A 12,910-nucleotide genomic window follows, 5' to 3' on the forward strand; every position below is an offset into this window, starting at 1 on the left:
GCATAAATGTCTGAGCAAAATATACTTAAAACAGCAAAAGGCGATCGTATCGCTATCGTTAGCGGCCTGCGAACGCCATTCGCAAAGCAAGCCACAGCATTTCATCATGTACCAGCCCTTGATATGGGTAAGTTAGTTGTCAACGAAATGCTTGAACGACTTAACTTTAATAAATCTGAAATTGATCAACTTGTATTTGGTCAAGTAGTGCAAATGCCAGAAGCCCCAAATATTGCCCGTGAAATCGTATTAGGTACGGGCATGCCTGTTTCTGTTGATGCTTATTCTGTTTCGCGTGCGTGTGCGACAAGTTTCCAAGCCATTGCTAACGTAGCCGAGTCAATTATGGCAGGCTCAGTGCAAGTGGGTATCGCTGGTGGTGCTGACTCATCGTCTGTATTACCTATTGGTGTCAGCAAAAAATTAGCGGGTAGCCTTGTTGATTTAAACAAAGCACGCACGCTTGGTCAGCGATTAAAGATTTTCTCAAAACTACGTCTAAAAGATTTACTTCCTGTGCCGCCAGCGGTAGCTGAGTACTCTACAGGCTTATCTATGGGTCAAACGGCAGAGCAAATGGCTAAAACGCATAGTATTAGCCGTGAAGACCAAGATGCTTTAGCACATCGTTCTCACACTCTTGCAAGCCAAGCATGGGCTGATGGCAAACTTAAAGACGAAGTGATGACTGCGCATGTAGCGCCTTATAAGAGTTTTATTGAGCAAGATAATAACATTCGCCATAACTCGACTGTTGAAGGCTATGCGAAATTAAAACCAGTATTTGACCGTCAACACGGTTCTGTTACAGCCGCTAATGCTACGCCACTAACTGATGGTGCTGCTGCGGTATTAATGATGAGTGAAAGTAAAGCAAAAGCATTGGGTTACAATATCTTAGGTTATGTACGTAGCTTTGCTTTCTCGGCAATCGGTGTCCATGAGGACATGCTAATGGGTCCGGCTCACTCTACGCCAATTGCTCTTGACCGTGCAGGTATTACATTAGCAGATTTAGATTTAATCGAAATGCACGAAGCATTTGCAGCGCAAACACTGGCTAATATGAAGATGTTTGCGTCAGACAAATTTGCACAAGAAAAGCTTGGTCGCAGTAAAGCGATCGGCGAAATTAACATGGACAAGTTCAATGTATTAGGTGGCTCACTAGCATACGGTCACCCATTTGCGGCAACAGGTGCACGCCTGATCACGCAAAGCTTAAATGAACTTAATCGTCGCGGTGGCGGCTTAGCGCTTACGACTGCGTGTGCAGCGGGTGGCTTAGGCGCAGCCTTTGTATTGGAGAGTGCGTAATGACAGATTCAGTATTTAGTTTATCAGTGGCCGATGACGGCGTAGCCGTTGTAACCATTGATGTGCCGGGTGAGAAAATGAACACCCTGCGCAGCAGTTTCGCAGAAGATTTAAAAACCTTACTCAAAGACGCACAAGCGCAAGCTGTAAAAGGTATGGTATTTATTAGTGGTAAAAGCGATAACTTTATCGCTGGTGCTGATATTAAAATGCTTGATAGCGCGAATAGCCGTGAAGATGCATTAGCGTTAAGCGAAATGTGCCAACAAGCCTTTTTCGATATGAAAAAGCTACCTTTCCCAACAGTAAGTGCTATTCATGGTGCAGCGTTAGGCGGTGGTTTAGAGTTTGCTTTAGCATGTGATTATCGAGTGTGTTCTGACAGCGATATCACTAAGCTTGGTTTGCCAGAAGTACAGTTAGGCTTATTACCTGGTGGTGGCGGTACTCAACGTTTACCAAAATTAGTTGGCTTGCAAAAAGCACTTGAGTGGATGCTTACAGGTAAGCAAGTGCGTGCTAAGCAAGCGAAGAAAACAGGCTTAGTAAATGACTGTGTACCACACAGTGTATTACTTGACGTTGCTAAAGAGTTTGCTCTGAAAGGTAAGGCGAAGGCTACTAAACCTAAGCTAGACCGTTTAAGTCAATTACTTGAGTCAAACCCATTTGGTCGCAATATTATTTTCAAAAAAGCACAAGAAAACGTGCTGAAGAAAACAGGCGGTCACTACCCAGCACCTTTAGCCATTATTAAAGCGGTTCGTGCAAGTGTTGAGCTTGATCAGTTAAAAGCATACAAAACTGAAGCAGAAGGCTTTGCCACGCTGGTAATGAGTGATGAGTCAAAAGCATTGCGCGGTATTTTCTTTGCAACCACTGAAATGAAAAAAGAGTGGCGTAATGATGATGCACCAGCAATCGCTAAAGCGGCAGTATTAGGTGGCGGCCTCATGGGCGCGGGTATTGCCCATGTTAGTGCTGTAAAAGCGGGTGTTCCAGTGCGCATTAAAGATGTGGCTGAAAAGGGCATCAGCAATGCAATGAACTACAGCTATAAGATTTTAGATAAAAAGCAAAAGCGTCGTATTTTATCTAAAGCTGATTTACAACAAACCATGAACCGCATTACCGGTACAACCGATTACAGCGGCTTTAAACACATTGATATCGTTATCGAAGCAGTGTTTGAAGATCTTGCTTTAAAGCAAGGTATGGTGGCTGATGTTGAACGTGAATGCCAAGACAACACTATTTTTGCAAGTAATACCTCATCATTACCGATTGCACAAATCGCTGCTGATGCAGCACGCCCAGAAAATGTAATTGGTCTGCATTACTTCTCTCCAGTTGAAAAGATGCCACTTGTTGAGATCATTCCACACGCCGGTACGTCTGAAGAAACTATCGCACGCGTTGTTAACTTTGCCCGTAAGCAAGGTAAAACCCCGATTGTGGTTAAAGACATGGCTGGTTTTTATGTAAACCGTATCTTAGCGCCTTATGTTAATGAAGCGGCTAATTTACTGCTTGCAGGTGAGCCAATTGAAAAGATTGACCAAGCATTGGTTGAGTTTGGTTTCCCGGTAGGGCCTTTAGCGTTACTTGATGAAGTAGGGATTGATATAGGTTCTAAAATTGCGCCAATCCTTGAAAAAGAGTTGGGCGAGCGCTTTAAAGCACCTGACGCCTTTAATCGCTTAATCGATTCTAAGCGTTTAGGTCGTAAGACTGGCCGTGGTTTTTACCTTTACGACAAGAAAGATAAAAAAGTGGATGAGTCAGTATACGAGCTACTTGGTGTTACGCCATCACCTCGTTTAAACAAGAGCGAAATTGCTAAACGTTGTGTTGCGCAAATGCTTAACGAAGCGGTACGCTGTTTAGATGATGGCATTATTGCAAGCCCGCGTGACGGTGATATTGGTGCTATTTTTGGTATCGGTTTCCCACCATTCTTAGGCGGTCCATTTAGCTATATGGATAAACTGGGTGCAGCACAAGTGAGCTCAGAAATGGCGACTTTTGCTAACTACAACCCTATTTTCACACCTTGCGATACGTTAAAAGCAATGGCTGAAAAGGGGGGGCGTTTTTACCAAGCAGAAAGCGAAGAGCTGGCAATAGCTGAAGCTACGCCTGTCGATCCGGTTGAAGTAACCAAAGAAGTGGTTGAAGACGAGCAAGCGTCAGAAGAAGCTAATAAAGAAACGACTAAAAGCTAATTCTTTAAATTAATTAGTTAATTTTAAAAGCCCTGCTTATTGAGCGGGGCTTTTTACTTATATATTGGCCATAAGTGGTATTTAATTCTCGAAATCAGTTTGTTATAACTAGGTTTATTTACTAAGCGATTAATCACCATGACTCTCACCACTTCGCGATTAACACTACGGCTGTTAAATGCCGATGACTGGCCATTGTTTTATACTTTGCATAATGATGCCCAAGTGATAGAGAAATGTTTCGATAAGCCCTCAGAAGCGCAGCTACGAGCAAAGTTTAATGAACGCTTAAAGCCTTGGCAGCCAAATTCGAATTCACCACTGTGCTTAGTTATTGTTGAAAGCAGTACAGGTAAAGAGGTGGGTGTAACTGGGTTTACTTCATCAACAGTGCCTGATAGTCAAGAAGTCGGTTATTTGCTGCTGCCTAATTTTCATGGTCGTGGCTATGCCACAGAGTCTTTGCAAGCAGTGCTTGATTACGCCAAATCAGAACATGCTGTGCGGGAATTTAAAGCGGTTGTCACCGAAGGTAATATCGGTTCAGAAAAAGTACTTGAGAAATGTGGTTTTCAGTTAGTCGATAAGCAGCTAGATGCGTATGCTATTGGCGGTGTTTTGTATACCGATCATCATTTTTATTTAGGTTGCACTGATCACAGAGCGTGATCAGTGCGCAATTTTACAGATGAAGCTCAATCGCTTTTCTGTCTTTTTCTGGCATATTCGCAACCACTAAATCAAACGAATTATCAATCATCCGCTCAATCTCTCCTTGTGGTACGGTACCATCTAAAATAACCGTATTCCATAAACGTTTGTTCATGTGATAACCCGGGATCACCGACGGGAAAATATCACGCAATGCTTGGGCTTCATCTGGCTCGCATTTCAGATTTAGCCACCATACAAGATTACCTTCATCGTCTGTTTGGCCTTCTTTGCCCTCAGCAAGGGTGGCAAACATTTTATGATTCACCTTGTAAACGTCGACATCTTGGCCAAATGGTTGGGTGATCATCACCAATGGCTTTTTCATTAAATATTCGTGTACTGTGTGTTGATTCATGATCCAATCCTTGAAGTCATTTTTCGTAGTTATAAACATAGCAGCTTTTTCTTAGTTTTGAGACAACTAATATTATAATTTGCTGAAAAATCGAATAAATAACGGCTGTGAGTTAAAACTGCAAATTTTTATTGAACAATAGCCATTACGTGGTAAATTTCTGTCAACAAAAAACGATAGGAATACACCCATGCCTAAGGCAAGTGAAGTTAAAAAAGGCGCCGCTATCGAGCATAACGGCCGTGTTTTAGTAGTTAAAGATATTCAACGTTCTGTACCACAAGGTCGTGCTGGTGGCAGTTTATACCGTATGCGTTTATACGATGTGGTAACTGGTGGTAAAGTTGATGAAACATTCAAAGACAGCGACATGCTAAAACTAGCGGATCTAATTCGTCGTGAAGCAATGTTCTCTTACATTGACGGTGAAGAGTATGTATTTATGGATAATGAAGACTACACGCCTTATAACTTAAATAAAGAAGCGATTAGCGAAGAGATTTTATTCGTAAATGAAGAAACTCAAGGTCTTCACGTAATTGTAATCGATGGCGCTCCGGTTGGCTTAGATTTGCCATCAAGTGTTGAGCTTGTTGTTGAAGAAACCGATCCTTCAATTAAGGGTGCTTCAGCAAGTGCACGTTCAAAGCCTGCACGTTTGACAACCGGTTTAACGATTCAGGTACCTGAGCATATTTCTACAGGCGATCGCATTCGTATCAACACGGTTGAACATAAGTTTATGGGCCGCGCAGAAAAATAACTTTGTGGCTCTTCAAAAACCGGCTTTTAGCCGGTTTTTTTGTTTTATTTGTAAGGCGCTTATAACAAAATGCATTGAAAAAGGGACTAAAAACGCGCATTATTATTGGCTTACGAAAACAACAATAAATACCAGTAGTAGATTAATGTTGAACCACGGATTGGAAAACAGAGAATACATCAAACTCCCCGAAGGCGTTAATATCGCTATCACTCCTGCAGGTGTTGTCGCCCGAAGCTATGCCTACACCATCGATTTTATTATCCGTAGTTTGGTTTTACTTGCTGTAGGCACTGTACTTGCCTTTTTTGGCGATGCAGGGCAAGGACTTATATTAATTGCTTACTTTTTAATTTCATGGGGCTATAACATCCTGTTTGAAATGGAAAGTGGCCAAACCCCAGGTAAAAAACGACTTAATATTCGTGTTGTGCAAGACAATGGCTTACCAGCGAGCTTTTCGCAAATAGTTGTGCGTAACTTGCTACGCCCCGCAGATATGCTACCGATAGGCTATTTTTTGGGCCTTGTAGTTATGTTGTTTAACAACCGCTTTAAACGCATTGGTGATTGGGCGGCAGGCACCATGGTTATTTACGACGATGAGTTCGCAGAGCGGCCTGAAATAGCTCAAGGTGAAGTGCATATTCCTTCAATTAGCTTAACTACCGAAGAGCAATTAGCTGTACTTGCTTTTGCTGAGCGCCATGATGAATTATCTGATGCAAGGCGTCGTGAGTTGGCAGCTATTTTAGCTGCACCGTTTTCTACAGCAGAGCACGAGATTGAAGCGCAGCTCGTTAGTTACGCACGCCACTTCGCTGGGCAAGTTCAACACGATAACGATTACCCGCAGCAGGAGGGTAAACAATGAAGCAAACTCAATTTGTAAAATCAAATAGCGTAAGTTGGGATGAGTTCGAAGCCCTTTGTGAGCAAAATAATGCTGAGTCTTTACCTGTTAATTTTCCTAATTTATATCGCAAAGTTTGTAATGATTTAGCCATTGCCCAAAGTCGTCAATACAGCCCTGTGTTGATTGAGCAAATAAATAGGCTTGTGCAGTTAGGGCAAAAGCGCCTTTATTTGTCTCGAAGCAATCAATTCTCTGAAATATGGCATGTGGCGCGAACTGCATTTCCACGCGCACTGTATGAAAACCGTTTAATGCTGGCTGTAAACTTAATCGCGTTTTGGGGATTGGCCCTTATCGCTTTTATTTGGGTGACAATTGACCCTGATGCCGTTTATACATTTTTAGGGCAAGGCACAGTGCTTAATATCGAACAAATGTATAACCCCAGTGGCAGCGTTCAATCGGCTGAGCGCGGTGCACCGCAAGACTTAATGATGTTCGGTGTCTACATTTACAATAACATAGGAATTGCATTTCAGATGTTTGCAGGTGGTGTGCTGTTCTGTGTTGGCGCTGCTTTTTTCCTATTATTTAATAGTTTTTACTTTGGTGCAGTTGCTGCTCATATTGTTAATGTAGGTTTTGAAGGGCCATTTTTTTCGTTTGTTATCACTCATGGCTCGTTTGAGTTGACTGCTATCATCATTGCCTCAGCTGCAGGATGTCAGATTGGTTACGGCATATTAAGCCCTGGGCAGTATACCCGTGCATATGCAATGAAACAGGCTGCACAAAAGGCACTTCCGCTCATTGTTGGTGCTTTTTTAATGTTAGTAATTGCTGCTTTTATTGAAGCGTTTTGGTCACCTCGTGATATTGCTTACGAAATTAAATATATAGTTGGCAGCGGCTGTTGGTGTTATGTCATTTTCCGTTTGTACAAGGGAATGCGCTATGGAGCTTAATCGTCTTAGCTTCACACCCCCCAAGCGCAGTGCTTACGAGACCTTTGATTTAACTGTGTTGTTAGTTAAGCAGCATATTGTGGCGCTGATCACTTTGTATTTGATGATGGCTGTTCCAGTATTTTTAATTGTCGGCTTTTTATTAAATTGGGGCATAGGCGGATTTGTTGTTTGGTGGCTTAAACCTGTATTTGAACGACCTTTACTCGATTACATGTCAAAGGCGGTATTCAATCAACCGGTCAAAATAAGTAGTAGCTTAAAGTCACTTAAACAGTTAAAAGTTGCCGATATGCTAGCGCATTTAACCATTTTCAGGCTTAGCCCAAATAGAGCATTTTTAGCGCCCGTTGAGCAACTTGAGCGGCTATCAGGCGAGCGAAAAACAAAGCGCAAGCAGGTTTTATTTGCCTCAACGAAGCCAAAGCAAACGTTGTGGATGCTATTTTGTGTGCATTTTGAGTTTATCTTATTAATGGGGATTTCTGCGCTGACAATTGCACTTGTGCCCCATTCATTTTCAGCACAAGAAGCCATGTATCAAATTTTCGAAGCGCCAATCTGGGTTGAGATAGCGTTTAATTTTATATACATCCTTAGTATTTCCTTAGTGGCGCCGCTTTTCGTCACTGGCGGTTTCCTTGCTTATTTACATCGCCGTGTTGAACTTGAGGGCTGGGATATAGAGCTCGCATTCAAAAACATTCGTACCCGCCTTGCAGGCGTAGTCAGTGCTGTAGCACTACTTATACTTACAACGTTCACGCTGCAACCATCAACTAGCTATGCAGAGCAAATCGATAAGCAAGCGGTAAAAGAGCAAGTTACAGCTCTTTATAATGAGCCTAATGTCATTGAAACTGAGACTACCTGGCTGCCAAATATTGAAGCGAAAGCGAGTTCATCAGATAGTGATTGGTCGTGGCTTATCGATGTGTTTACAGCCATTGGTCAGATGTTTGGTATGTTGGTTTGGGTATTGGTAGGTTTATTAGTCATTTGGCTAGTTTATTACCTGATGCAAAAGCGCGGTTTTTTTGCCAATTTAAGCTTGCCTGAGCGTAGTAAAGTGAATGAAGAGTCGGTGATCCCGACCTTATTTGCAGAAATTAAAAGTAAAGATTTACCTACTGATTTAATTGCCGCTGCAAAGCAATGCTTTGAGCAAGGTCAGCATCGCTTGGCGCTAGCGTACTTGCTTCATCATGCGCTGACTTGGGCGCAGCAGCGACATGAAGTTCGCTTGCACCGCTCGATGACTGAGCGCGAATGTAAAGGTGCAATTGATGCAAAGGTACCTAGCCAAGGGCAAGCGATTTTTGCCCGCTTATTTTCTGCATGGGTCACAGTTGCTTGGGGCCATAAAACCCCTGATATCGACTTTATCGAGCTGACTGAGCAAATTACAGCAATGACAGCAGAGACTAAGGAGCAAGCCCGTGAAGCTTAAATATGTGCTGATTGCGGCGCTAGTGGTGTTTAGCATATTTGCTATTGCTGGTATTGCTTCTTTAGATTGGCAGAAAAAAGAAATCGAAATTGGTTTTCATAGTGATGTGGCAAAAGACAATTTCACGATGGCTCAACGACTACTCAAAGCCAATGGCATCGATTGGCAGAAGAATAAGCGCTTGGTAGAACAAGTACAAAGTGATGAGTTAAACATAGACCCGCAAAGTATCTTAATTTTGGATGAAGCAGTGCTTGCTGATTCTTACCAGTTAGATGTACAACTTGCTGATTGGGTCGCTGATGGCGGGCGTTTAATTTATGTATTAAATAGGCAACGCGATGAACTGGCGATTGATAACACGGTGTTTTTTAGTCAGCTTGGCATCAATGTGCAAAGCCAAGAAGATGTCTTTGAATATGACTTTGCGATGCTTAAAGAAGGGAATAAAAACAGTACGCTATCTATCGATGAAAACACTCAGCTCGATCTTGAGTTAAGTCGCGCGTTTTATATAGAAAATTGCCCCGGTGTTAGCACCAATAGTGAAAATAGTGACACCCTGATGTGTGACTTTGCATTTGGTCAAGGTCGGGTCATCGTTATGCCGTCACTGTTACCTTTTACCAATTACCGACTTCGCCATCTTGATCATGGCAGCTTATTACTTTGGCTAAGTAAAGGAGCTGATAAAGTCACTTATGTACCTTACCTAACTTACCCAAATTGGTTTGCCAAATTATGGCACTGGAGCTGGCAATTTGTGGTGACGTTGCTGTTATTAATTGTGCTTGCAGTGTGGCATATAAGTAGTCGCATTGGCCGCTCTTATACTCCTGAATTCGATATAAAAACCAGCTTTAATCAGCATATTCGTGCAGTAGCAAATTTCTATACAGAGCATGGTCACGAAGCCGTATTATTTACCGCACTAGAAAAAGATTTTTACGCCAAAGTAGAGTCGCGAGTGCCTAACTTTAAAATGCTCAGTGCTGAAAAACAGGCGCAGATCATCGCTAATTTAACTCATTTTGAAAAACAACATGTGGCTCAGTTACTTGCTAGCAAGTTGCCTGAGTCAAAAGAACAACGAACAGAATATATAAAACGATTCAAACAATTAAGGAATGCCTTATGAGCACGGAATTGGATACTAATCGCATGAGCTTAATTGAGGCAGCTGATGCAGTAAAACAAGTAAAGCATAACATTTCACGTGTGTTAGTTGGTCAAGATGCCATTGTTGAAGATGTACTTACCGTTCTATTTGCGGGTGGTCATGTGTTACTTGAAGGGGTTCCTGGACTTGGTAAAACGCTACTGGTTAGAGCCCTAGCAAAGAGCTTAAATGTAGATTTCTCGCGAGTGCAGTTTACGCCGGATCTAATGCCGTCAGATGTTGTTGGTCATAGTTTGTATGATATGAAATCAGGTGAATTTAATATCAAAAAAGGCCCAGCATTTACTAATATTTTGCTGGCTGATGAAATTAACCGTGCACCAGCTAAAACGCAATCAGCACTACTTGAGGTAATGCAAGAGCAACAAATCACCATTGATGGTGAGTCATTATCTATTGATTCACCGTTTATGGTACTCGCTACTCAAAACCCGTTAGATCAAGAAGGGACTTACCCACTGCCAGAGGCTGAATTAGACCGCTTTATGATGAAGGTCGAGCTTGGTTTTCCTTCACATGAATCGGAAGTTGAGCTTTTAAAACTGAATACACAAATAGTTTCTAATGAAACCAAAGTAGAGCAGCTCCCTACAGTATTGGATGCTAAGCGTATTGCTGAAATTAAACAGCTTTGTGCAGATATCTTAGTGGACGAACAAATACTTAATTATGCTGTTGATATTGTGCGAAGTTCACGAACTTGGCAGGGTGTGCTGCACGGCGCAGGGTTACGGGCCTCAATTAACATCATTAAAGCTGCAAAAGTAATGGCATTGATGAATGGCCGTGACTTTGTAACCCCAGATGACGTGAAGTCAGTGTCAGTGAATATTTTAAGGCACCGTTTAATTTTATCCGCTGATCTGGAGCTTGAAGGGGGATCATTTGATGAAGTGATCAGTGCCATTTTAGCCAGTGTTGAAGCGCCGCGCTCATGAATCGCATCAAGCATAGACCTGCAAAACGCTTAGTACAATTAACAGCTTTGCTGCTGTTATTGTTGCTTGTCTGTGCTATTGCATCGGTTGACAGCTTAGTGCTAACGGCCTTGTTATTAGTGCCCTTATTGGTGGTATTTGTAGATTATATGGCAGCGAAGTCAGAGCCTTTACTTGAAGTGAGTGCACAAACTAATCTCAACATGGCCTTATATCGACGCCAAGCATTAAATGTAGTCATTAAAAATAAAGCTAAGCATGCGACTATGTTAGATGTCAGTGTTCATTTAAGTAATGCGATTGAGCTGCAAAAACCACAGCAAACTGTGTTTATTGATGCGCTGCAACAAGCTAAGCAGAGCTTTAATTTACGTGCTCACAAACGAGGCGATGCAGAGATTAGTGCGATTGAGCTTAGAGTTGGGTCACCACTGGGCCTTTGGCAAACAAACTGGTTAACTGCTCAAGCTATCCAATTAAAGGTTTACCCAGATTTTAGCCGTGTTACTTCAAAGCAGCATTTAAATGGGGTGGTGAATAAGCCAATTTCAGGTTTAAAACTCACTAAAAAGCGCGGTGATGGTATTGAGTTTCAGCAGTTACGTGAATATCGCCAAGGTGATAGCGTCAGGCAGATTGATTGGCAGGCGACTAGTAAGCGTCGAAAACTCATTTCTCGTGAGTATCAAGAAGAACAAAACCAACACGTCATAGTGATGCTAGACGCCTCTAAAAAAATGGCCATAGAAGCCAATGAAGGCAGTCACTTTGATCATGCTTTAAATGCATTATTATTGCTGTCACACACGGTTTTAAAGCAAGGTGACTGGTTTAGCATGCAAAGCTTTAACCAAAATCTGCGTTGGTTACCCGATGTAAAAGGCGCACAAAATGTATCAAGGGTGATGAATCACTTTTATGATCTATACCCAGATAAAAGCAGTAGTGACTATTTAGTGGCTGTGAACCAATTAATTGCCAAGCGCAGTAAACGCTCTCTAGTGTTATTAGTCACCACGCTCGATGAGCAAAGTATTGATGAATTAATGCCTGCAATTAAGCTATTACAAAAGCATCACTTAGTCGCACTTATTAATATTAACAATCGTGCAGTGAATGAAGTACTCGAAGAGCCTATAGAAAAGTACGAAGATGCAACCAGCTATTGTGCAGCATTAGCACTATTAAATTCACACAAAGCCAATATGGCTAAGCTTAAAAAACAAGGGGTGATAGCCATAGACTGTAACCCTGAGCAGCTACTACCGCATGTGCTTAACACCTATTTAAATGTGAAGCACTCAGGGGCATTGTAATACCATCCGGCAATAAAAAAGGCATTGAATTCAATGCCTTTTTTATTAGATAACGAAATGGTTATTTCTGATTATCAATAGCTTCATTAATTTTGTATTGGAAATAAATAGCATAAAAGAAAAATGTAAGTATGCCACTTAAGTGCACAGGTTCATTGCTGCCTTCATTAATAAGCTCTTGAAGTGAAGTTCTTAACGAGAAAATGAATACTAGACCAACAATAAAAGTAATGATTGAAAAGATAGAAGATATTACTTCTGGAATAGCTGTAAATGCTAAAGCAAAGTTGATTACATAAAGTACAATATAACCATAAACTAAGTTTTGGTTTACTTTATGTTTAGCAAGCATGTTTGCCTTATTTGTTCGGCTTACAAGCCAATATATTGAGTAAATTCCCAATGTGATAAGACTTAAAAAAAACACGCCCCAAGCTGAGAAACGATCAAAATTCAAAATTGGTTTATTTCCGCCATTATTTTGTTGAGTAAGTTCGGCTTCTGGCGCTGCATAAATGTTAGCTGATTCTTCAGACATAACGATTCCTCATGATTATTTTTGTATATTCCTTTGTGCTAACCGCACGTCCCTATAATAGCAAAATGGTTGGTTTTTGTACATTGTTTCAATAACCTAGATGACAAAGCTAAAGAGTATTAAAGCGAGCATAAATAGGCCTTATAGAGGCTATAGCATGCGTGAAGTTTCAATGCTTGATGAAATTATGTACACTGCCGCTGATTTTAATGAGGTGCTTTGTGCTATTTATATTTTTGAGCTGTATTTTTATAGTGGTTATGTATTTAGAGTCTCTTTCTAAAGGGATGCCA

General features: G+C 41.5%; 13 protein-coding genes. 11 read left to right on the plus strand and 2 right to left on the minus strand.

The window, feature by feature from the left end; genetic code table 11:
- Window positions 1-6 precede the first annotated feature (6 nt).
- The 3 genes from fadI (at window position 7) to J8Z25_RS05405 (ending at window position 4,211) form a co-directional block, all read left to right on the plus strand.
- Entirely contained in the window at window positions 7-1,317 is a 1,311-nt protein-coding gene (gene fadI, locus J8Z25_RS05395; RefSeq protein ID WP_130052021.1) for an acetyl-CoA C-acyltransferase FadI, read from the plus strand.
- Complete coding sequence (gene fadJ / locus J8Z25_RS05400) at window positions 1,317-3,542, plus strand: fatty acid oxidation complex subunit alpha FadJ (protein WP_250661796.1); 2,226 nt, start codon at window positions 1,317-1,319, stop codon at window positions 3,540-3,542. Before fadI ends, fadJ begins: the two co-directional genes overlap by 1 nt.
- Before the next feature lie 138 nt (window positions 3,543-3,680).
- Window positions 3,681-4,211 (plus strand): GNAT family N-acetyltransferase, encoded by a 531-nt coding sequence (locus J8Z25_RS05405; RefSeq protein WP_250661797.1) that lies wholly within the window; start codon window positions 3,681-3,683, stop codon window positions 4,209-4,211.
- A 13-nt stretch (window positions 4,212-4,224) separates the two neighbouring features.
- On the opposite strand, the gene J8Z25_RS05410 is transcribed toward J8Z25_RS05405, so the two are convergent.
- Window positions 4,225-4,611, minus strand: a complete 387-nt coding sequence (locus tag J8Z25_RS05410) for an MmcQ/YjbR family DNA-binding protein (RefSeq protein ID WP_130052018.1) — start codon at window positions 4,609-4,611, stop codon at window positions 4,225-4,227.
- Between the two features lie 190 nt (window positions 4,612-4,801).
- Here J8Z25_RS05410 and efpL point away from each other — a divergent pair, with 190 nt between their 5' ends.
- The 7 genes from efpL (at window position 4,802) to J8Z25_RS05445 (ending at window position 12,079) form a co-directional block, all read left to right on the plus strand.
- Complete coding sequence (efpL, locus tag J8Z25_RS05415) at window positions 4,802-5,374, plus strand: elongation factor P-like protein EfpL (protein ID WP_130052017.1); 573 nt, start codon at window positions 4,802-4,804, stop codon at window positions 5,372-5,374.
- Between the two features lie 145 nt (window positions 5,375-5,519).
- A complete protein-coding gene (locus J8Z25_RS05420; protein WP_130052016.1) occupies window positions 5,520-6,248 on the plus strand; it encodes an RDD family protein in 729 nt (242 codons plus the stop codon).
- Entirely contained in the window at window positions 6,245-7,195 is a 951-nt protein-coding gene (locus J8Z25_RS05425) for a stage II sporulation protein M (RefSeq protein WP_130052015.1), read from the plus strand. The genes J8Z25_RS05420 and J8Z25_RS05425 overlap by 4 nt, the downstream gene beginning before the upstream one ends.
- Complete coding sequence (locus J8Z25_RS05430) at window positions 7,185-8,645, plus strand: hypothetical protein (protein WP_250661798.1); 1,461 nt, start codon at window positions 7,185-7,187, stop codon at window positions 8,643-8,645. The genes J8Z25_RS05425 and J8Z25_RS05430 overlap by 11 nt, the downstream gene beginning before the upstream one ends.
- On the plus strand, window positions 8,635-9,783 hold the full coding sequence (locus J8Z25_RS05435; protein WP_130052013.1) for a DUF4350 domain-containing protein: 1,149 nt from the start codon (window positions 8,635-8,637) through the stop codon (window positions 9,781-9,783). Before J8Z25_RS05430 ends, J8Z25_RS05435 begins: the two co-directional genes overlap by 11 nt.
- Window positions 9,780-10,763: an AAA family ATPase gene (locus tag J8Z25_RS05440; RefSeq protein ID WP_250661799.1), complete on the plus strand. Its 984-nt coding sequence runs from the start codon at window positions 9,780-9,782 to the stop codon at window positions 10,761-10,763. Before J8Z25_RS05435 ends, J8Z25_RS05440 begins: the two co-directional genes overlap by 4 nt.
- Window positions 10,760-12,079 carry a DUF58 domain-containing protein gene (locus tag J8Z25_RS05445; protein ID WP_250661800.1) on the plus strand — a complete coding sequence of 440 codons (1,320 nt, stop codon included), beginning with the start codon at window positions 10,760-10,762 and terminating at the stop codon, window positions 12,077-12,079. The genes J8Z25_RS05440 and J8Z25_RS05445 overlap by 4 nt, the downstream gene beginning before the upstream one ends.
- A gap of 61 nt (window positions 12,080-12,140) precedes the next feature.
- On the opposite strand, the gene J8Z25_RS05450 is transcribed toward J8Z25_RS05445, so the two are convergent.
- Window positions 12,141-12,617: a DUF4234 domain-containing protein gene (locus tag J8Z25_RS05450; RefSeq protein WP_167657963.1), complete on the minus strand. Its 477-nt coding sequence runs from the start codon at window positions 12,615-12,617 to the stop codon at window positions 12,141-12,143.
- Between the two features lie 157 nt (window positions 12,618-12,774).
- On the opposite strand from J8Z25_RS05450, the gene J8Z25_RS20785 reads away from it, so the two are divergent.
- Window positions 12,775-12,900, plus strand: coding sequence for a hypothetical protein (locus J8Z25_RS20785; RefSeq protein WP_256854756.1), 126 nt, complete (start codon window positions 12,775-12,777; stop codon window positions 12,898-12,900).
- The last annotated feature ends 10 nt before the right edge of the window (window positions 12,901-12,910 follow it).

It is taken from the genome of Pseudoalteromonas sp. SCSIO 43101, assembly GCF_023650775.1.
GTDB lineage: Bacteria > Pseudomonadota > Gammaproteobacteria > Enterobacterales > Alteromonadaceae > Pseudoalteromonas > Pseudoalteromonas apostichopi.

Bases quoted from the DNA above. Each gene is read 5' to 3' on its own strand.
- J8Z25_RS05450 (WP_167657963.1), bottom strand. From the start codon at position 12,617: ATGTCTGAAGAATCAGCTAACATTTATGCAGCGCCAGAAGCCGAACTT.
- fadI (WP_130052021.1), top strand. From the start codon at position 7: ATGTCTGAGCAAAATATACTTAAAACAGCAAAAGGCGATCGTATCGCT.
- J8Z25_RS05445 (WP_250661800.1), top strand. From the start codon at position 10,760: ATGAATCGCATCAAGCATAGACCTGCAAAACGCTTAGTACAATTAACA.
- fadJ (WP_250661796.1), top strand. From the start codon at position 1,317: ATGACAGATTCAGTATTTAGTTTATCAGTGGCCGATGACGGCGTAGCC.
- J8Z25_RS20785 (WP_256854756.1), top strand. From the start codon at position 12,775: ATGCGTGAAGTTTCAATGCTTGATGAAATTATGTACACTGCCGCTGAT.
- J8Z25_RS05420 (WP_130052016.1), top strand. From the start codon at position 5,520: ATGTTGAACCACGGATTGGAAAACAGAGAATACATCAAACTCCCCGAA.
- efpL (WP_130052017.1), top strand. From the start codon at position 4,802: ATGCCTAAGGCAAGTGAAGTTAAAAAAGGCGCCGCTATCGAGCATAAC.
- J8Z25_RS05405 (WP_250661797.1), top strand. From the start codon at position 3,681: ATGACTCTCACCACTTCGCGATTAACACTACGGCTGTTAAATGCCGAT.
- J8Z25_RS05440 (WP_250661799.1), top strand. From the start codon at position 9,780: ATGAGCACGGAATTGGATACTAATCGCATGAGCTTAATTGAGGCAGCT.
- J8Z25_RS05425 (WP_130052015.1), top strand. From the start codon at position 6,245: ATGAAGCAAACTCAATTTGTAAAATCAAATAGCGTAAGTTGGGATGAG.
- J8Z25_RS05410 (WP_130052018.1), bottom strand. From the start codon at position 4,611: ATGAATCAACACACAGTACACGAATATTTAATGAAAAAGCCATTGGTG.
- J8Z25_RS05430 (WP_250661798.1), top strand. From the start codon at position 7,185: ATGGAGCTTAATCGTCTTAGCTTCACACCCCCCAAGCGCAGTGCTTAC.